The following is an 18,192-nucleotide window of genomic DNA, read 5'->3' on the forward strand; positions in this document are numbered from 1 at the left end:
CGAAGCCGAAGCTTCGCGCCCCTTCGGGGCGACCTGCAAAGGAGCGTCAACCTTTGCGGCCGGCCGCCGATCAAACAGCGGAGGCTCTGTTGGCACACCGCCATAGGCATTCCAGACACTCGACACGTCCGGTTCGCCCACTCAACGATGCAATTGGCGGGGAGTTCCCGCCATTTTTGGACGGGGCGGAATTGTGATCGCCTGCGGGTGCAATGACGGCCAGGGCAGGTTACCACGAGCCGGGTTCGCGGCGTCCTGGCCAATTTCGAGAGGCCGAAGAACCGCGCTGGTCCAGCGGGAAACGATTTAGAGGTCGAACGACGCCTGCAGCGCCTGAATGGCCTTGATTGCTGCCGAAGCGCGGTTCTCGACCCCGAGTTTGGTATAGACCTGCTCGAGATGCTTGTTCACCGTGCGTGGGCTGAGGCCCAGAATATCGCCGATATCCTTGTTCGACTTGCCTCGCCCGATCCAAAGCAGCACTTCGCTCTCTCTTTGGGTAAGGCCGAATTGCTGGCGCAACGCATCTTCCTGCCCCTCCTCCTGCGCCCGAGCGATACGGAACAGATACTCATCGCCGCCCACCACGCCGAGATAGGCAAACTGCAAGCCGGAGGCGGCGCCTGTCTGCAGCTCAAAACCACCGCCAGGGGCCAATTGCTCGCCCTCCGCGACGCGCCATTGCATGAAGTTCTGCGACATGACCGACTGCGTCGCCGCGCCAATACCCGAGCGCTCCAGCAGCCGGTTCGCCTGCGGCGTAGACCAGAGCACCGCGCCATCGGCGCCAAAGGCCACCAGATGCCGGCCGGCAGCATCAAGGGCGATGCGGGCGCTCTGGGCGCGGCGCGCATTGGCCAGATGCACGCGGATGCGGGCGCGCAACTCGTCCACATTGATCGGCTTGCTGAGATAATCGACCCCGCCGCTTTCCAGCGCATGGACCACGTGTTCGGTCTCGGTAAGACCGGTCATGAAGATGATCGGCACATGCACCAGCGGCGGCAGCGCCTTCATGCGCTGGCAGGTCTCAAAACCATCCAGGCCCGGCATGACCGCGTCCATCAGCACCACATCGGGCGTGACGCGTTCGACGATCTTGAGCGCCGCCTCGCCGCTGCGCGCCACCAGCACGGTAACGCCCGCCTGCTCCAGCGCCGTGGTCAAAAAGCCGAGCGATTCCGGCGAGTCGTCGACCAGAAGGACGATATCCTGTTCCTGTTCAATCCGGCTCATGACCCACCCGCTCCAGCGTTTCGGCAAAGCCGTCGAAGTCGAAATCCTGCATATGGCGCCTGAGGGTTTCCACGAGGGGCAGGTTGTCCGGATTGGCGGCCAACTCGCTCAGCTTGGCATCGATCCCCCTGACATGACCGATTTGCCCGAGCGCGGCCAGATCGCGCAAGTGCTCGGCACCCGGCGACTGTATCTTTTTCGGCGCCCCACTAGGCACATTCGGGGCCGGATGCACCCATTCCAGCCCCAGATGTCGCCCCAATTTGTCGACAAGCTGGTTGAGGTCGAACGGCTTGGCCAATGTATCGCTATGCCCGGCATCGGCGCTGGTCGGATTGGCGCCATCCCCGATATTGGCGGACAGCATGACGATGGGCGCCCCAATGCCGCCAGCGCGCAACCGCTCCACCAGATCCCAGCCGCTCATCCCGGGCATGCGAATATCGATGAAGAAGAGGTCGGGTATGGTCGCCTCGACGGCCTGGAGACAGGACGGCCCATCGACCGCCGCCACTATGTCAAAACCGAGCGGCTCGAGCATTTCGCGCATCATTTGCCGGTGATCCGCATTGTCATCGACCACCATGATGGTGCGGCGCGGCCCCTGATAGCCGACAATATCCTGCACAGGAGCCAGACGCCGGCTCGGGCGCTCGACCTTGGTCAGCATGAGCCGCGCCTGAAAACGCGTACCAACGCCGACCTCGCTGGACACGGTAATTTCCCCGCCCAGCGTTTCGGTCAGTAGTTTGGTTATGGTCAGCCCCAGACCCAGTCCGGGGGTAAAACGGTTGCGCTCCGCCTCGCCACGCACGAAGGGCTCGAAGACGTGATCGAGATCGACCGGAGCAATGCCGCTGCCGCTATCCTCGACGGTAAAGCTCGCCACCTGCATGCGATAGCTGACAGCGAAGCTGACATGGCCGGCACTGGTGAACTTGATGGCATTGGATAGCAGATTGACCAGAATTTGCCGCAGCCGCTTTTCGTCGGTGCGCACATAGACCGGCAGGGCACCGGAACGATGGTGGCGGAATTCGAGCCCCTTGGCTTCGGCCTGCAGGCGGAACATATCCACGATCTGGTCGAGGAAATCCTGGATGTTGACCTCGCTCGAATAGACCTGCAGCCGCCCCGCCTCGATCTTGGAAATATCGAGAAGCCCATCGATCAGCCCGGACAGATGCTCAGCACTGCGCCGGATGACCTGGGCCGATCCGCGCCGGGTCTCCGGCAATTGCGCATCGCGTTCGAGGATTTGAGCATAGCCCATCACCGCATTGAGCGGCGTGCGCAATTCATGGCTGAGGCCGACGACATAACGGCTCTTGGCCTGGTTGGCTGCCTCGGCTTTCTCCTTGGCGCGCTGCAATTCGGCGTCGGTTTTCGAGTGGGCGTCGATTTCCTTTAGAAGCAGGGTGTTCTGCCGCGAGCTTTCCTCTTCTGCGACGAGCCGGCTGTCATGAGCCAGGACCAGGAACCAGGTCATGACCCCGGCGGCCACCGCCAGCACGAAGAAAACGACAAGCAGGGTGCCGCCCACCACGTCGGCGGTATGTGGCGCCGAGCGGCTGGCGAAATAGTAGATGAGACCGAGCATGCCACCCAATATGGCCAGCGCCGAGGCCATGGAGAGCCCGAAACGCCCAAGGCGCGACTGCAGTTTTTCGATGGCCCATTCGGGCAGAACGCTGGCCGCCACCGCATGGGTCTGCGCCCGGAAATGCGCATGCGGCTTGCACATGTCGTGGCAGCGCGCGTCGAGCGAACAGCACAGTGAACAGATCGGCGCCGCGTAGGCCGGGCACCAGGCCATGTCTTCGGGCTCGAAGGGATGCTCGCAGATCGAGCAGGTCAGCGTCTCCTTCTCCTGCCACTGTTTGCGAGGCTTCCGCGCCAGGTAATATTTGCCCTTGGTCGCCCAGGCGATGGCAGGAGAGGCAATGAGGCAGACGACCAGCGCGATATAGGGCGACAGCGCCGAGGCCATTTCGCCAAAGGCACCGAAATGGGCGGTCAGGGCGATGACCACTGAGAGCAGCATCGAGCCGACCCCGACCGGATTGATATCGTAAAGATGCGCGCGCTTGAACTCGATGCCCGGGGGGGCCAGGCCCAGGGGTTTGTTGATGAACAGATCGGCCGAAATCGAGCAAAGCCAGGCCATGGCAATGATTGAGAAAATGCCCAGGGTCTCTTCCAGCAGCCGATAGATGCCCAATTCCATGAGCAAAAGCGCAATGCCCACATTGAACAGCAGCCAGACGACACGGCCGGGATGGCTATGGGTCAGGCGGGAGAAGAAGTTCGACCAAGCGAGCGACCCGGCATAGGCATTCATGACATTGATCTTGAGCTGACTGACCACCACGAAGACGGCCATGAGCATCAGCGCCACGAATTCATTGGGGATCATATAGCCAAAGGCGACGGCATACATATAGCCGGGCTCGGACGCATGCTCGGGCGATACGCCGGCCGAAAGGGCAAGAAAGGCCAGGAACGACCCCGCGATCAGCTTGGGCGCCCCCACCACGACCCAGCCAGCTCCAGCCAGGAAAATGCCCAGCTTGTGCCGCCATTTGGACGCGCCTTCGGCAGGCAAAAAGCGCAGGAAGTCGACTTGCTCGCCGATCTGGGTCATCAACGCCAGGATAACGGCTGATGCCGCGCCGAATTTAGCGATTTCAAACGGCGCGATGGAACCTGCCGCACCTTCGGGCTGCCCGAGCCCGGCGAAGGCGCGCCAGAGATCGAACTTCTCCCAATCCATAAAGGCGATGAAGAAGAAGGGCAGAATGTTGAGCACGATCCAGATCGGCTGGGTCAACATCTGGAACGAGGAAATCATGCGAATGCCGTGGGTCACCAGCGGAATGACCACCAGCGCCGAAATGATGTGCCCAATCCAGAGTGGAATGCCGAAGGCCAGCTCAAGCGCACTCGACATGATCGAGGCTTCGATGGCGAAGAGGATGAAAGTGAAGCTGGCATAGATCAGCGAGGTGATCGTCGAGCCGATATAACCAAAACTGGCGCCGCGGGTGAGGAGGTCGACATCGACGCCATGCCGGGTGGCATAGCGCGAGATCGGCACGCCAACGAGCAGAATGGCAATGGAGGCCACCAGAATGGCGATCAGCGCATTGGAGGTGCCATAGCTCAGCGTAATCGCCCCGCCTATGGCCTCAAGCGCCAGGAAGGAAATGGCACCGATCGCCGTCTGCGAAATGCGGTCGTTGGAGAAGCGCCTGGCCGATTTGGCGGTGAAGCGAAGCGCGTAGTCTTCCAGCGTCTGGTTGGCCACCCAGCGATTATATTCGCGCCTGACGGGAATGATCCGCTGCCGTGCCATGCCGCTCAAGCCTTAACCAATTCGCCGCGCTGCCCAAAAAATCGCCAAGCCTTCAATAGCATGGAATGGGCAAAAATCACGCGGTTTTTCAGGGCCTTCCGTCTGGCTTCGGAATCATTGCGGCAAGCGGTTACGTCAATCGACGTATAGGGCGAACGTTAAAAGCTGTCCCAGTGTGCCCATAGGACGCCTCCCGGTGTCTTGAGGGACTCAAACAGGTCTAGAGGGACAAACATGAAGAACTTCAGCGCCAAGAGCGCTTTGCTCGCCGCCGCTCTCGCTGGCAGCGTTTCGCTGACCGCCGCGCCGGCCATGGCACAGGACGACACCATCAAGGTGGGTATCCTCCATTCGCTTTCGGGCACGATGGCGATTTCCGAAACCACGCTCAAGGACACCATGCTGTTCCTGATCGAGCAGCAGAACGCCAAGGGCGGGGTGATGGGCAAGATGCTCGAACCCGTCGTGGTCGATATCGCCTCGGACTGGCCGCTGGCCGCCGAACTGGCCCGTCAGCTGATTGAAGTCGATGAAGTCGACGCCGTCTTCGGTTGCTGGACCTCGGTCTGCCGCAAGTCGGTTCTGCCGGTCTTTGAGGAGCTGAACTCGCTGCTCTTCTACCCCGTCCAGTACGAGGGTGAAGAATCCCAGCGCAATGTGTTCTATACCGGCGCCTCCCCCAACCAGCAGGCCATTCCGGCCGTCGATTACCTCATGAATGAGGAAGGCGTTGAGCGCTGGGTGCTGGCCGGCACCGACTATGTCTATCCCCAGACCACCAACAAGATCCTCGAGCAATATCTGCTCGACAAGGGTGTGGCCGCCGAAGACATCATGATCAATTACACGCCCTTCGGTCACTCCGATTGGCAGACCATCGTTTCCGACATCAAGGCCTTCGGCTCGGCCGGCAAGAAGACCGCCGTGGTTTCGACCATCAATGGCGACGCCAACGTTCCCTTCTACCGCGAACTGGGCAACCAGGGCGTGATGGCCGAGGATATTCCTGTCGTGGCCTTCTCGGTGGGTGAAGAAGAACTCTCCGGCTTCGACACCACCCCGCTGGTCGGGCACCTGGCCGCCTGGAACTACTTCATGTCGGTCGACACCCCTGAGAACGAAGCCTTCATCGCTGATTGGCAGGCCTTCATCGGTTCGGAAGACCGCGTCACCAATGACCCGATGGAAGCCCACATGATCGGCTTCAACCTCTGGGTGAAGGCCGTCGAGGCCGCTGGCACCACCGATGCCGACGCCGTCATCGACGCCATTGTTGGCCTGGAAACCCCGAACCTGACCGGTGGCGTCGCCAAGATGCTCCCCAACCACCACATCACCAAGCCGGTGCTGATTGGTGAAATCCAGGACGACGGCCAGTTCTTCGTGGTCTGGGAAACTGAAGATTTGGTTCCCGGCGATGCATGGTCCGACTACCTGCCCGAGAGCAAGATGCTCGAGGCCGATTGGACCGCCCCGATCAACTGCGGCAACTACAATACCGAGACCATGAGCTGCGGCTCGGCAATGTAAGGCAGTTTGCCCGCCCCGGGCAGGGGCGACACCGCCCCTGCCAGCGCGACTTTCCCGAACGACAAGGACTTGCCCTGCGATGCTGACCCTCCGCGCTCTCCGCCTGGTGCTTTTGGCCCTGCCGTTCCTGCTGCTGTCCACAAGCGCGACCCAGGCCCAGGACACACCCGTTGATATTCCCGCCAGTATCGAAGCCATGGGCGAGGCGAGCCTCAAGGAACTCCAACAGATCGTTGCCGACCTCGCCTCGACCGGCAGCGATAGTGTCGTGCCGGTCCTGACCGCGCTTGGTGCCGGCAATCTCTATCTCGAAGAAACCACTGGCGCCGTCCTGATCGAGCGTGGCTCGAGCTATATCCACCCGGTTTCGGGCGAGCCGGTGGAACTGGGCGCCGATGCCGATCTCTCGAAAATTCGCGTCAATAACGGCCTGCGGCGCGACATTGCCGCTGCCCTCGCTGGAATGACGCTGATGAGCGACAACCCCGCTCGTCGCCTCACGGCCGCGCAGGGCTTTCTGGCTAATCCCGATCCGGCCAATATCCCGCTGCTCGACGAAGCCATTGCCGCCGAAACCGATGCCAATGTTCTCAAGGTCATGCAAGCGGCGCGCGCCGTAACCATTCTGGGCGACGACGAACAAAGCGTCGAAAATCGCCAGGCCGCCGTGCCACTGGTCGCCTCGGGCGCCGGTCGCAACGCCCTAACCATCCTCAACTCCGCGCTGGATGGCGCACCCGAGGAATTGGCGCCGACGATCCAGTCGGCTATCGCGGGTCTCGAACAGGAGCGCGCCATTTGGGGCGCCCTGCAAAATGTCTGGTTCGGCCTTTCGCTGGGCTCAGTGCTGCTGCTGGCCGCCATTGGCCTGGCCATCACCTTCGGCGTCATGGGCGTGATTAATATGGCGCATGGCGAAATGGTCATGCTGGGCGCCTACACCACCTTTCTGGTGCAGCTCGTGATCCGGCAGAACTTCCCTTTCCTGCTCGATTATTCTCTGCTCATCGCCCTGCCCTGCGCATTCTTTGTCACTGGCGCCATAGGGGTAGGCATTGAACGCGGCATTATCCGCTGGCTCTATGGTCGGCCGCTTGAAACCCTGCTCGCCACCTGGGGCCTGTCGCTCATCCTGCAGCAAACCGTGCGGTCCATATTCGGCCCAACCAATCAGATGGTGATTGCGCCAACCTGGATGTCCGGCTCGACCGAATTCTTCGGGCTTTCAATCACCTATGGCCGCTTCTGGATCGTCATCTTCGCGCTGATCGTCTTCTTCATGCTGCTGCTGATCCTCAATCGCACGCCACTGGGCCTGCAGATGCGGGCCGTAACGCAAAACCGCCGTATGGCCTCGGCAATGGGCATCCGCACCCCCTTTGTGGATGCCATGACCTTCGGCCTTGGCTCGGGCATTGCGGGGCTCGCCGGCGTGGCTCTCACTCAGATCGACAATATCTCCCCGAACCTGGGGCAGAACTACATCATCGACAGCTTCATGGTCGTGGTCTTCGGCGGCGTGGGCAATCTCTGGGGCACGCTGGTCGGGGCATTGACTCTGGGCGTCGCCAACAAATTCCTTGAGCCCTATGCCGGCGCGGTGCTGGGCAAAATCCTGATCCTTGTTCTGATTATTCTCTTCATCCAGCGCCGTCCACGTGGGCTCTTCGCCCTCAAGGGAAGGGCGGTGGAACAATGAAGACGGACTTGAACGCGAAGGCAGCGGCCCCGTCGTCCCCTCGCCCCTCAGGGACGGGGGGCAGGGTGAGGGGTGAAGGCCCATCGTGGGGTCGCACAAGTGACCCCCTCATCCGGCGCTTCGCGCCATCTTCTCCCCTCAGGGGAGAAGGGAACACGCACCACCGGAGTGCTTGCCCATGCTGACCCAAGCCCTGTTCCGCGCACTCGACAAAAAGGCCATCTGGGTCATCGGCGTCTTCCTGGCCGTGGCTATCGCCGTGCCCATGGCCAATCTGCTGATCCCGCCGGGCCAGTTCGGCCACGTGCCGACCTATCTGGTCTCGCTGATGGGCAAATATCTGGCCTATGCGATCCTTGCTTTGGCGCTCGACCTGGTCTGGGGTTATTGCGGCATTCTCTCGCTCGGCCATGGGGCATTCTTCGCGCTCGGCGGCTATGCCATGGGCATGTATCTGATGCGCCAGATCGGCACCCGTGGTGTCTATGGCAATCCGGTCCTGCCCGACTTCATGGTTTTCCTCAATTGGAAGGAATTGCCTTGGTACTGGCTTGGCTTTGACAATTTCTGGTTCGCCATGGCCATGGTGATCTTCGTGCCGGGCCTATTGGCCTTCATCTTCGGCTTCTTCGCCTTCAGGAGCCGCGTGACCGGGGTCTATCTCTCTATCATCACCCAGGCGATGACCTTTGCCCTGCTGCTGGCTTTCTTCCGTAACGATATGGGTTTTGGCGGCAATAACGGCCTGACCGACTTCAAAGACATTCTGGGCGCTCCCGTGCAGGCCCAATCGACGCGCGCCACCCTCTTTGCGGCGACCGCCATTGCCCTGGCACTCTCGGTGCTGGTTTGTTCGATGATCGTCAATTCCAAGCTCGGCAAGGTCATGGTGGCCGTCCGCGACGCGGAAAGCCGCACCAGGTTCCTCGGCTATCGCGTTGAATATGTGAAGCTCTTTGCCTTCACCGTATCGGCAATCATGGCCGGTATTGCCGGGGCGCTCTATGTGCCGCAGGTCGGCATCATCAACCCGTCCGAATTCGAGCCGGGCAACTCCATCGAGGTGGTCATCTGGACTGCCGTGGGTGGGCGCGGCACGCTGATCGGGCCGATCATCGGCGCCATCGTGGTCAATCTGGGTAAGTCCTGGTTCACCACCACCCTGCCCGAGCTCTGGCTCTTCGCGCTGGGCGCGCTCTTCGTCTTCACCACGCTCTTCCTGCCCAAGGGCATAGTCGGGCTGTGGCACCAGATCTTCGGAGCACGGCGCAAGGCCTCGGCAGGCGAGCAGCCTGAAGCCCCGACGCCCGAGCAATCGGCCGATATCGAGCGCGGCGAGGACCCCGCTAGCTTCGGCCACGAAGCTCAACCGAAGCCCGCGGAGTAAAGCCATGAGCGCTCATACCGACACCATGCTCTATCTCGACGGCGTCTCGGTTGCCTTCGACGGCTTCAAGGCCATCAACAATCTCGCCATCATCGTCAGGCCCGCCGAAATGCTGGCCATTATCGGCCCCAATGGCGCGGGCAAGACCACGATGATGGATATCATCACCGGCAAGACGAGGCCCGATGCAGGTCAGGTTCTGTTCGATGGGCGCACCGACCTCACCAAGCTCGACGAGGCTGCCATCGCCAATCTCGGGATCGGCCGCAAGTTCCAGAAGCCGACGGTATTCGAGAGCCACACCGTTTGGGACAATCTCGAAATGGCGCTGAAAAAGCCACGCGGCATTTTTTCGACGCTTTTTTATACAGCCAGCGACAGCGACCGGGACCGGATCACCGAAATCCTTGAAACCGTGCGCCTGATTGCCCGCAAGGACGAATTGGCCGCCAATCTCAGCCATGGCCAGAAACAATGGCTCGAAATCGGCATGCTCTTGGCGCAAGACCCCAAGCTCCTGCTGGTCGATGAGCCGGTGGCGGGCATGACCGACAGCGAGACCGAGGAAACAGCCAAACTGCTGCGCGAGATTTCTCAGACCCGCTCGGTGGTCGTCGTCGAGCACGATATGAGCTTTGTCCGCGATCTGGGCTCCCGCGTCGTTTGCCTGGCGGAAGGCTCGGTGCTGGCAGAAGGCTCGCTCGACCAGGTCAGCGCCAATCCGGTGGTGATCGAACGTTATCTGGGGAGATAGAGATGACCACCGCTCTTTCGATCAATACCATCGACCTGCACTATGGCGCCGCCCAGGCGCTCAAGGGCGTTTCCATCACCTGCCAGCCTGGCCGCATCACCGCTGTTCTCGGCCGCAATGGCGTGGGCAAATCCTCGACCCTTCGGGCGATCACGGGCATCAATCATATCTCGGCGGGCGACATTACCTTTGGTGACGAGGTGTTGAAGCGCACCCCGCCCTATAAGCGGGCTCGCATGGGCATTGGCTATGTGCCGCAGGGCCGCGAAATCTTTCCGCTGCTGACGGTCAAGGAGAACCTGGAAACCGGCTATGCCGGGCTGGCACGCTCGGAGCGCAATATCCCCGACTACATTTTCGAGCTGTTCCCGGTGCTAAAATCCATGCTGGGGCGCCGGGGGGGCGACCTCTCGGGAGGCCAGCAGCAGCAATTGGCCATCGGCCGCGCCCTGGTCACCCGGCCCAAAGTGCTGGTACTCGACGAGCCGACCGAAGGCATTCAGCCCTCGATCATCAAGGATATCGGCCGGGCGCTGCAATTCCTGCGCGACGAAAAGGACATGACCATTTTGCTGGTCGAACAGTTTCTCGATTTCTGTCGCGAAATTGCCGACGACATCTATGTCATGGACCGCGGCGAGATCATGCATGCAGGCCCCGCCAGCGACCTCGACCTCCCCGAGGTCAAGCGGCACCTCATGGTCTAAAAAAACGCCCGTCCTGGGCCGGGCGTCTTGGATAAGGATGTGATCCGTTACATGTCGAACCAGCCATCGGCCTCGCATTCAGCAAGGGTAATGATGCCCAGATCCACCGACGTGGCGGTCTCGGAATCGGTGGCTGGCACCTCCTCCATGTCCGCATCGCCCGCAACCGAATCATCGGCAGTGGTTTCGTCATCGGTGTCGTTGTCGGGACTGCTCGAAAGCGACGCCGTCTCATCGGCAAGCTTGAGGTCAGCGCAGCGGGCCTTCACGGCCGCCACATCGGTCTCCGCCACAGTCTGCGTACCGATCATCATGCCCTGGGCCAAAGCCGGACCGGCAACCAGACCAGCGGCCAGGGCGATAACGGAAAGCGTGGATTTAATGGTCATTTGGTATAACCTCTTGAAAATTATCTCTGAAAGGGTGTTCGTACACCCCCACAACGAGACGATGGCGGGATCGTTGCAGTGAATTTGGCCAAAGCTGAAAATGTGATCTTGCCTCCGCTCCAGCGCGCGCGCGGCATTGGGCGCCTGGCCACCAAACAGGACGGCGAGCGCACCCGCCTCGCCAACCTGTTCCAGGAGGGCTGCGGCAAAATCCGCCTGCCCAATACCCATTCGACGAGCTTGGAAGCTGTGCTCATCAATACAGCGGGCGGCATTACCGGCGGCGACCACCTGCAATGGGGTGCTGAACTGGCGCCAGGCGGGCATATGGTGCTGACCACCCAGGCCTGCGAGCGCAGCTATCGGTCCACTGGCGATTTTGGCAGGGTTGAAACCGCGCTTCGCGTAGGCGCTGGCGCGCATCTGGATTGGCTGCCGCAGGAAACCATCTTATTTGCGGCCAGCAAGCTCGACCGCCGCCTCGAGGTTGATCTCGCAGAGGGCGCCACGCTGACCGCCGTCGAGGCAGTGCTTCTGGGTCGCGACGCCATGGGCGAGGATGCCGCCGACGCCCTGTTGCGCGACAATTGGCGCATCAGGCGCGAGGGCAAGCTCATACACGCCGAGGCGACGCAGCTCCTTGCGACAACCGAGGAACGGCGGAGCCTCTCGCTTCTGGCCGGCAACCGGGCCTTTGCTACAATTCTGCATGTTGCGGCGACGCCTGACCGGGCCGAGGCCATTTGCGGGCGCATTCGTGCCCAGCTGCCCGTTGGTCAGGCCATTGCCGCCAGCGCCAACCAATCCCGCCTGGTCATACGTGCCATGGCGCCGACGGGCCTTGCCTTGCGGCGCATGATCGTACCAGTCTTGCTCGAACTCACCGGCGCGGGCAGCCTGCCCCGCCTTTGGCATCTCTAGGATCGGACGATGAATCTCACGCCCCGCGAAAAAGACAAACTGCTGATTTCGATGGCCGCCATTGTTGCGCGCCGGCGCCTCGAGCGCGGGGTCAGGCTCAACCACCCCGAGGCCATCGCCCTGATCACCGATTTCGTCGTCGAAGGCGCGCGCGATGGCCGCGCCGTCTCCGACCTCATGGAGGCCGGGGCCCATGTCATTTCCCGCGACCAGGTCATGCAAGGCGTGGCCGAGATGATCCACGACGTGCAGGTCGAGGCCACCTTCCCCGACGGCACCAAGCTCGTCACCGTCCATCAGCCGATCCGATAATGAGGCAATCCATGCTCAAACGCAGTCTCGCCACCCTGGCCATTTCGCTTGCCGCGACGCTCCCCGCCTTTGCCCATCTCGATCCGGGAGCGCATGGCTCAATCGCGGCCGGCTTCAGCCACCCTCTGTTCGGGCTCGATCATATCCTGGCCATGGTGGCAGTCGGTCTCTGGGCCGCGATGCAGGGCGGCCGCGCACTCTGGCTGGTCCCCGCCGCCTTTGTCGGCACCATGGCGCTGGGCTTTGCCGCCGCGATAACCGGCATGCCCCTGCCCTTTGTTGAGCCGGTGATCCTGGCCTCTGTCATCTTTATCGGCATAGCCATTGCGCTGGCCCTGCCGGTTCCCACTACGGCGGTCGCGGCCATGGTCGGCTTTTTTGCCTTCTTCCATGGGCACGCCCATGGCGGCGAACTGGGCGGCGCCGGCGCCTGGGAATTTGCCATCGGCTTCATTCTCTCCACTGCAACGCTCCACGCTCTGGGCATCGCCATTGGCCTGCTGCTGGCCCGCACCGGCGGCAAGACCCTTTCCCGCATAGCCGGCGGCGCTACTGCGCTCGGCGGTCTGTGGCTCGCTATTGGCGGCTGAGGAGGCAGGCATGATCCCCGGAGAAGTCATCCCCGCCAAGGGCGATATCGAACTCAATGCCGGTGCCGAACAGATCACGCTGGAGGTCGCCAATACCGGCGACCGCCCGATCCAGGTCGGCTCGCACTATCATTTCTTTGAAACCAATGCCGGTCTGCGCTTCGATCGTGACAAGGCGCGCGGCATGCGGCTCGACATTGCCGCGGGGACAGCCGTGCGCTTCGAGCCGGGGCAGTCGCGCGAGGTGCGGCTGGTGCCGATATCGGGAGCACGGCGCATTTTCGGTTTCCGGCAACAGATCATGGGGGATCTCTGAGGATCAGGATCGGGTGTCATTTTGTGCGGCCCGGCCATGGCGCTTGCAGGTGAAAGCTGGTTAAAGGGCACGACCTCCAGTTCAGGACCGTGCCATGACCACCGAGCCCAGCAGGCAAGCCCAGTTCAAGCAGCGTTTCATCTCCGTCGTTGCCGATTTGCGCCAGGATGGCATCAACGACCCCGAGGCCATGGCGCTTGTCGGAGGTTTGGCTGCGGACCTCGCCGATGCGCTGAAACGACCGAGCTGGATGGCTCTCAAGCAGGGCCTCACACCCGCTATCTACGATGAATTGCTGCAGTCTTTCCAAAAGCGCGGCAACGAATATCACAAGGATGGACGAACCAAGCTTGCTTACGCCATCCAGCTTTTGAGTGTTTCGCTGGTCGCCTTCACCCAGCGCAACGACGCCGACATCGCGGCAGGCGAAGAACTGCTCGACCAGTTGATCGACCGGGCCGCGACCATCTACCGCCAGAACCGCCCCAGGCACTGATCCTGACCGGCGCGCAATGGCAAAACCAATGCGCGCCGGGCCTCTTGCAAGCCCGGCTGCGACAGGCCAAAGTCACGCCCGGGAAACCTTTGTTCCGGGCCTTTTGAACGGGACACGACATGCCAGCACGGATTTCACGCGCCACCTACGCCGATATGTACGGCCCGACCACGGGTGACCGCGTCCGCCTCGCCGATACCGAACTCTTCATCGAGGTGGAGAAGGATTTCACCATCTATGGCGAAGAGGTCAAATTCGGTGGTGGAAAGGTCATTCGCGACGGCATGGGGCAGTCCCAGCGCAGCCGGGCCGAAGGCGCGGTCGACACCGTCATCACCAATGCACTGATCGTCGATCATACCGGCATCTATAAAGCCGATATCGGCCTCAAGAACGGTCTGATCGCGGGCATCGGCAAGGCCGGCAATCCTGACACCCAGCCGGGCATCGACATCATTATCGGGCCCTCGACCGAAGCCATTGCCGGCGAGGGCAAGATCCTCACCGCCGGCGGTATGGATGCACATATCCATTTCATCTGCCCCCAGCAGATCGAAGAGGCGTTGATGAGCGGCGTCACCACCATGCTCGGCGGCGGCACCGGTCCCGCTCATGGCACTTTGGCGACCACCTGCACCGGCGCCTGGCATATCGAGCGCATGATCGAAAGCTTCGACGCTTTTCCCATGAACCTGGCCCTCGCCGGCAAAGGCAATGCGGCCCTGGCCGCTCCACTCGAAGAAATGATCCTGGCTGGCGCATCCGCCCTCAAATTGCATGAGGACTGGGGCACCACGCCGGCCGCCATCGACAATTGCCTCTCGGTCGCGGACGACTATGACGTGCAGGTGATGATCCACACCGACACGCTCAATGAGAGCGGCTTTGTCGAGGACACGGTGGGGGCCTTCAAGGGCCGCACCATCCACGCCTTCCACACCGAAGGCGCCGGCGGTGGTCACGCCCCGGATATTTTAAAGGTGGCGGGTCTGCCCAATGTCATCCCGTCTTCGACCAATCCGACTCGGCCCTATACGGTCAATACCATTGCCGAGCATCTCGACATGCTCATGGTCTGCCACCATCTCGACCAGTCTATTCCCGAGGACGTAGCCTTCGCCGAGAGCCGTATCCGCAAGGAAACCATCGCCGCGGAGGATATCCTGCACGATATGGGCGCGCTTTCGGTGATTTCATCTGACAGCCAGGCCATGGGCCGCGTCGGCGAAGTGCTGATCCGAACCTGGCAGACAGCCGACAAGATGAAGCGCCAGCGTGGTCGGTTGGCCGAAGAAACCGGCGACAACGACAATTTCCGTGTCCGCCGCTATGTCGCCAAATACACGATCAATCCCGCCATCGCCCATGGCATGAGCCAGCATATCGGCTCGGTGGAAGTGGGTAAGCGCGCCGATCTCGTGCTGTGGAATCCCGCCTTTTTCGGCGTGAAGCCGGAAATGGTGCTGCTTGGCGGCTCCATCGCGGCGGCGCCCATGGGCGACCCCAACGCGTCAATCCCGACACCCCAGCCCATGCATTACCGACCCATGTTCGCCGGCTATGGCAAGCTGGTGAGCCGTTCATCGGTGGTCTTCATTTCCCAGGCGGCCCATGACGCCGGCCTCCGCAACCGCCTGGACGTCGACAAGCAGCTTCTGCCCGTCTCGAACACCCGTGGCGGCATCGGCAAGGCAGCCATGAAGCTCAACACAGCCACGCCACAGATCGACGTGCACCCCGAAACCTATGAGGTGCGGGCCGACGGGGAATTGCTCACCTGCGAGCCAGCCACCGTACTGCCCATGGCGCAGAGATATTTCCTGTTCTGAGCACCTTGCGCGGTCGCGCAATCGACACGAAGCTGGGGTGGTGTGGGCAGACTAACCCAAACCATTCCGCCGGAGACTATGCCATGACTGCGCGATTGCCGCTCGCTGCCTTTCTGACCTCCATCCTGGTCGCCCCGGGCTTGGCCCAGGACGATGTCGCCACCGTTGCAACGGTTCCGACGACGCCGCAGACATCGGCATCCCTCACCCTGACGCTGGAAAGCCAAGGCAATATCGAGCGCACCGTCGTCAACTACCTCTGCGACAACGATCGGGCGCTGAGCGTGCAGTATATCAACGCCGCGCCAAACTTTCTCGCCATCGTGCCCGTCGAGGGGCAAAATCTGGTCTTTGCCACAACCCTCTCGGCTTCCGGCGCTCGCTATGTTTCAGGCCCCTATGAATGGTGGAGCCACCAAGGCGAGGCGACGCTGCGCGACCTGATGCAGGACGAGGATGCCGAACCGCTCGCCACCTGCACCGAAGTCAGCAATACGCCCTGATTGCCATGGACCCTTCGCCCGTTGCCGAGCTGTTTCCGCATGTGCGCATCGTCATGGGCACGGTTATCGGCCTGGCTATCACGCGTATTCTGATGACCGTGGCCGGCATAATCCAGCATCCACAGCGCGGTAGGCGCTCCCTGCTGCACCTGCTCTGGATGGGCTCGATGCTGCTCGAACTGGTGCTGTTCTGGTGGTGGGAATTCGCCCTGCATCAGATCGAAGTCTGGCATTTTGGCCTGGTCGTCTTCATCATCGGCTATGCCATAACGCTGTTCCTGATGGCCGCTATGCTCTCGCCCGACAGCATTTCGGAATATACCGGCTTTGAGGATTTCTTCATCAAGCGGCGCCACTGGTTCTTCGGCCTGCTTGCCGCAACGTTTCTGCTCGATACGATCGATACGCTGATCAAGGGGCAGAACCACTGGAGCCAGTTCGACTGGAGCTATTTCGGCCAAGTGCCGATCGGTCTTCTTCTCTGCGTTCTGGCCTGGCGCAGCGCCGACCGCCGGCTGCATTTGGGCATTGTCGGCATTCACATCGCCTATCAGGTCTTTATCATCATCCGCTACTTCAACACGGTCAGCTAATTGCCCATGCGTCGCGCCATTGCTCATTTGCCTGCCAATCACGGCAAGTCCCCCATAATCGACACAGTCACCCTCGCCCATGACGAGCGACGCCTGCGCCGCAAGCTCCTGGTTGGTGCGGCCGGCACCGAGGTCATGGTCGATTTTCCCAGCACCGTGACGCTGGACCACAATGGCGCACTGGAACTGGACAATGGCGAACTGATCGGCGTGACTGCCGCACAGGAACCGCTCTACGAAATTCGCGCCAAAGACACCGGACACTTGCTGCGCCTCGCCTGGCATATCGGCAATCGCCATACCCCGGCCCAGCTCGAGCAGGGGCGCATCCTGATCAAGCGCGACCATGTTCTCAAAACCATGCTGGAGGGCCTGGGCGCGACGGTCAGCAATATTACCGAACCCTTCTTTGCCGAGCATGGCGCCTATCACAGCCATTCCCATGGCGATGGCACCCATGCGCTCTTGAATCGCAAGTGAGCACGGACCTGCAAAGACTGCTGACCTGGATGTCGCCGGCCTTTCCGGTCGGGGCGTTTGCCTGGTCTGCGGGCCTGGAAACCGCCATTGACCAGGGCAAGGTCACCGACCGCGCAACAGCGCAGGATTGGATCTCCGGCCTACTGCACCATGGCGGCCTAAAGACCGATGCCATTCTGCTCGCCCATGCCCATGCGAGGCACGCAGAAGCGGCAGCTCTGTCCGATCTGGCCGACCTCTGCCTGGCACTGAGCGCGGCGCCCGAGCGGCATGCCGAGACCACGATAACCGGCAATGCCTTTGCGCTGGCCAGCGCCGCCTGGCCGACAGAGGGACTGCTTTCGTTGCCCGATCCCTGCCCCTACCCCATTGCCGTGGGTGCGATCGCGGGCGCCCATGGCATAGAGCGGCGTGATACGCTCGTCGCCTTCCTCACCTCGGCGGTTCATAATCAGGTGTCGGTTGCCGTGCGGCTGGTGCCCATCGGCCAGAGTGATGGCCTGGCCGTTATGGCGGCGCTCGAACCGGCCATCGCGCAACAAGCCGATCTGTGCCTTCATGCCGCACTGGACGACATTGGCAGCCTGGCCTATGGCGCAGATATTGCCCAGATGCGGCACGAAACCCAGATAACGAGGATTTTCCGCTCATGAACATGCTCTTTGCCTCCTTCATGTTCATTGGCCTGTTTGCCGTCTCCATTGCCCATCTGATGTGGGCTTTTGGCCGCACCTGGCCCATTCGGGACGAAAAACTGCTGGCTCAGACCGTTGTCGGCTTCAAGGATATCGAACGCATGCCGCCCAGGCTGGCATCCCTGGCGGTGGCCGTGGCAACGTTCACCGCCGGCTGCTTCGCCTTGGCGCTGGCCGATCACGATAGTGGCGGCTGGCAGCTCAACCTTGCCGGTTTGTTGTTTGCCGCCGTTTTCCTGGCCCGGGGCATTATCGGCTACACACCCTGGTGGGCGGCCTTGACCCCCGAGCCCAATTTCCGGCTCAATGACCGCCGGGTCTATTCGCCGCTTTGCCTGTTTCTGGGCATCGGCTTTCTGATCCTGATCTATCTGCGCCTCACCTGACACCAAGGAGTATG

At 61.6% G+C, this 18,192-nt stretch carries 19 protein-coding genes; 16 read left to right on the forward strand and 3 right to left on the reverse strand.

Features of this window, described 5'->3' with window-relative positions:
- Nucleotides 1–306 precede the first annotated feature (306 nt).
- Together V8Z65_RS11320 and V8Z65_RS11325 are read right to left on the reverse strand one after the other, a co-directional pair.
- Nucleotides 307–1,236 (reverse strand): DNA-binding response regulator, encoded by a 930-nt coding sequence (locus V8Z65_RS11320; RefSeq protein WP_338720056.1) that lies wholly within the window; start codon nucleotides 1,234–1,236, stop codon nucleotides 307–309.
- Nucleotides 1,223–4,591, reverse strand: a complete 3,369-nt coding sequence (locus tag V8Z65_RS11325; RefSeq protein ID WP_338724012.1) for an ATP-binding protein — start codon at nucleotides 4,589–4,591, stop codon at nucleotides 1,223–1,225. The genes V8Z65_RS11320 and V8Z65_RS11325 overlap by 14 nt, the downstream gene beginning before the upstream one ends.
- Before the next feature lie 234 nt (nucleotides 4,592–4,825).
- On the opposite strand from V8Z65_RS11325, the gene urtA reads away from it, so the two are divergent.
- The 5 genes from urtA (at nucleotide 4,826) to urtE (ending at nucleotide 10,668) form a co-directional block, all read left to right on the forward strand.
- Nucleotides 4,826–6,121, forward strand: coding sequence for an urea ABC transporter substrate-binding protein (gene urtA, locus V8Z65_RS11330; protein ID WP_338720057.1), 1,296 nt, complete (start codon nucleotides 4,826–4,828; stop codon nucleotides 6,119–6,121).
- 79 nt (nucleotides 6,122–6,200) lie between these two features.
- Nucleotides 6,201–7,820, forward strand: a complete 1,620-nt coding sequence (gene urtB, locus V8Z65_RS11335; RefSeq protein WP_338720059.1) for an urea ABC transporter permease subunit UrtB — start codon at nucleotides 6,201–6,203, stop codon at nucleotides 7,818–7,820.
- A gap of 178 nt (nucleotides 7,821–7,998) precedes the next feature.
- A complete protein-coding gene (gene urtC / locus V8Z65_RS11340) occupies nucleotides 7,999–9,207 on the forward strand; it encodes an urea ABC transporter permease subunit UrtC (RefSeq protein ID WP_338720061.1) in 1,209 nt (402 codons plus the stop codon).
- A 4-nt stretch (nucleotides 9,208–9,211) separates the two neighbouring features.
- Nucleotides 9,212–9,961: an urea ABC transporter ATP-binding protein UrtD gene (gene urtD / locus V8Z65_RS11345; RefSeq protein ID WP_338720063.1), complete on the forward strand. Its 750-nt coding sequence runs from the start codon at nucleotides 9,212–9,214 to the stop codon at nucleotides 9,959–9,961.
- Nucleotides 9,962–9,963: 2 nt separating this feature from the next.
- On the forward strand, nucleotides 9,964–10,668 hold the full coding sequence (urtE, locus tag V8Z65_RS11350; RefSeq protein ID WP_338720066.1) for an urea ABC transporter ATP-binding subunit UrtE: 705 nt from the start codon (nucleotides 9,964–9,966) through the stop codon (nucleotides 10,666–10,668).
- 47 nt (nucleotides 10,669–10,715) lie between these two features.
- Here the strand turns inward: urtE and V8Z65_RS11355 are convergent, their stop codons facing one another.
- Nucleotides 10,716–11,057 (reverse strand): hypothetical protein, encoded by a 342-nt coding sequence (locus V8Z65_RS11355; protein WP_338720068.1) that lies wholly within the window; start codon nucleotides 11,055–11,057, stop codon nucleotides 10,716–10,718.
- Nucleotides 11,058–11,159: 102 nt separating this feature from the next.
- Between V8Z65_RS11355 and V8Z65_RS11360 the strand changes: the two genes are divergently transcribed.
- The 11 genes from V8Z65_RS11360 (at nucleotide 11,160) to V8Z65_RS11410 (ending at nucleotide 18,178) form a co-directional block, all read left to right on the forward strand.
- On the forward strand, nucleotides 11,160–11,978 hold the full coding sequence (locus V8Z65_RS11360) for an urease accessory protein UreD (protein WP_338724013.1): 819 nt from the start codon (nucleotides 11,160–11,162) through the stop codon (nucleotides 11,976–11,978).
- Between the two features lie 9 nt (nucleotides 11,979–11,987).
- Complete coding sequence (locus V8Z65_RS11365; RefSeq protein ID WP_338720070.1) at nucleotides 11,988–12,290, forward strand: urease subunit gamma; 303 nt, start codon at nucleotides 11,988–11,990, stop codon at nucleotides 12,288–12,290.
- Nucleotides 12,291–12,301: 11 nt separating this feature from the next.
- Complete coding sequence (locus V8Z65_RS11370; RefSeq protein ID WP_338720072.1) at nucleotides 12,302–12,880, forward strand: HupE/UreJ family protein; 579 nt, start codon at nucleotides 12,302–12,304, stop codon at nucleotides 12,878–12,880.
- 10 nt (nucleotides 12,881–12,890) lie between these two features.
- Nucleotides 12,891–13,196, forward strand: coding sequence for an urease subunit beta (locus tag V8Z65_RS11375; protein WP_338720074.1), 306 nt, complete (start codon nucleotides 12,891–12,893; stop codon nucleotides 13,194–13,196).
- 94 nt (nucleotides 13,197–13,290) lie between these two features.
- Nucleotides 13,291–13,692: a hypothetical protein gene (locus tag V8Z65_RS11380; protein WP_338720076.1), complete on the forward strand. Its 402-nt coding sequence runs from the start codon at nucleotides 13,291–13,293 to the stop codon at nucleotides 13,690–13,692.
- 119 nt (nucleotides 13,693–13,811) lie between these two features.
- Nucleotides 13,812–15,521 carry an urease subunit alpha gene (ureC, locus tag V8Z65_RS11385; RefSeq protein ID WP_338720078.1) on the forward strand — a complete coding sequence of 570 codons (1,710 nt, stop codon included), beginning with the start codon at nucleotides 13,812–13,814 and terminating at the stop codon, nucleotides 15,519–15,521.
- A gap of 83 nt (nucleotides 15,522–15,604) precedes the next feature.
- Nucleotides 15,605–16,024 (forward strand): MliC family protein, encoded by a 420-nt coding sequence (locus V8Z65_RS11390; RefSeq protein ID WP_338720080.1) that lies wholly within the window; start codon nucleotides 15,605–15,607, stop codon nucleotides 16,022–16,024.
- Nucleotides 16,025–16,029: 5 nt separating this feature from the next.
- The gene (locus tag V8Z65_RS11395) at nucleotides 16,030–16,617 is read left to right on the forward strand and encodes a hypothetical protein (protein ID WP_338720082.1); all 588 of its coding nucleotides are present in this window, start codon (nucleotides 16,030–16,032) and stop codon (nucleotides 16,615–16,617) included.
- Nucleotides 16,618–16,623: 6 nt separating this feature from the next.
- Complete coding sequence (locus tag V8Z65_RS11400; RefSeq protein WP_338720084.1) at nucleotides 16,624–17,097, forward strand: urease accessory protein UreE; 474 nt, start codon at nucleotides 16,624–16,626, stop codon at nucleotides 17,095–17,097.
- Nucleotides 17,094–17,750 carry an urease accessory protein UreF gene (locus tag V8Z65_RS11405; RefSeq protein ID WP_338720086.1) on the forward strand — a complete coding sequence of 219 codons (657 nt, stop codon included), beginning with the start codon at nucleotides 17,094–17,096 and terminating at the stop codon, nucleotides 17,748–17,750. Before V8Z65_RS11400 ends, V8Z65_RS11405 begins: the two co-directional genes overlap by 4 nt.
- Nucleotides 17,747–18,178 carry a DUF3995 domain-containing protein gene (locus V8Z65_RS11410; RefSeq protein ID WP_338720088.1) on the forward strand — a complete coding sequence of 144 codons (432 nt, stop codon included), beginning with the start codon at nucleotides 17,747–17,749 and terminating at the stop codon, nucleotides 18,176–18,178. The genes V8Z65_RS11405 and V8Z65_RS11410 overlap by 4 nt, the downstream gene beginning before the upstream one ends.
- The last annotated feature ends 14 nt before the right edge of the window (nucleotides 18,179–18,192 follow it).

This window comes from Devosia sp. XK-2, assembly GCF_037113415.1.
Lineage (GTDB): Bacteria > Pseudomonadota > Alphaproteobacteria > Rhizobiales > Devosiaceae > Devosia.

Bases quoted from the DNA above. Each gene is read 5' to 3' on its own strand.
- V8Z65_RS11320 (WP_338720056.1), bottom strand. From the start codon at position 1,236: ATGAGCCGGATTGAACAGGAACAGGATATCGTCCTTCTGGTCGACGAC.
- V8Z65_RS11325 (WP_338724012.1), bottom strand. From the start codon at position 4,591: ATGGCACGGCAGCGGATCATTCCCGTCAGGCGCGAATATAATCGCTGG.
- urtA (WP_338720057.1), top strand. From the start codon at position 4,826: ATGAAGAACTTCAGCGCCAAGAGCGCTTTGCTCGCCGCCGCTCTCGCT.
- urtB (WP_338720059.1), top strand. From the start codon at position 6,201: ATGCTGACCCTCCGCGCTCTCCGCCTGGTGCTTTTGGCCCTGCCGTTC.
- urtC (WP_338720061.1), top strand. From the start codon at position 7,999: ATGCTGACCCAAGCCCTGTTCCGCGCACTCGACAAAAAGGCCATCTGG.
- urtD (WP_338720063.1), top strand. From the start codon at position 9,212: ATGAGCGCTCATACCGACACCATGCTCTATCTCGACGGCGTCTCGGTT.
- urtE (WP_338720066.1), top strand. From the start codon at position 9,964: ATGACCACCGCTCTTTCGATCAATACCATCGACCTGCACTATGGCGCC.
- V8Z65_RS11355 (WP_338720068.1), bottom strand. From the start codon at position 11,057: ATGACCATTAAATCCACGCTTTCCGTTATCGCCCTGGCCGCTGGTCTG.
- V8Z65_RS11365 (WP_338720070.1), top strand. From the start codon at position 11,988: ATGAATCTCACGCCCCGCGAAAAAGACAAACTGCTGATTTCGATGGCC.
- V8Z65_RS11370 (WP_338720072.1), top strand. From the start codon at position 12,302: ATGCTCAAACGCAGTCTCGCCACCCTGGCCATTTCGCTTGCCGCGACG.
- V8Z65_RS11375 (WP_338720074.1), top strand. From the start codon at position 12,891: ATGATCCCCGGAGAAGTCATCCCCGCCAAGGGCGATATCGAACTCAAT.
- V8Z65_RS11380 (WP_338720076.1), top strand. From the start codon at position 13,291: ATGACCACCGAGCCCAGCAGGCAAGCCCAGTTCAAGCAGCGTTTCATC.
- ureC (WP_338720078.1), top strand. From the start codon at position 13,812: ATGCCAGCACGGATTTCACGCGCCACCTACGCCGATATGTACGGCCCG.
- V8Z65_RS11390 (WP_338720080.1), top strand. From the start codon at position 15,605: ATGACTGCGCGATTGCCGCTCGCTGCCTTTCTGACCTCCATCCTGGTC.
- V8Z65_RS11395 (WP_338720082.1), top strand. From the start codon at position 16,030: ATGGACCCTTCGCCCGTTGCCGAGCTGTTTCCGCATGTGCGCATCGTC.
- V8Z65_RS11400 (WP_338720084.1), top strand. From the start codon at position 16,624: ATGCGTCGCGCCATTGCTCATTTGCCTGCCAATCACGGCAAGTCCCCC.
- V8Z65_RS11410 (WP_338720088.1), top strand. From the start codon at position 17,747: ATGAACATGCTCTTTGCCTCCTTCATGTTCATTGGCCTGTTTGCCGTC.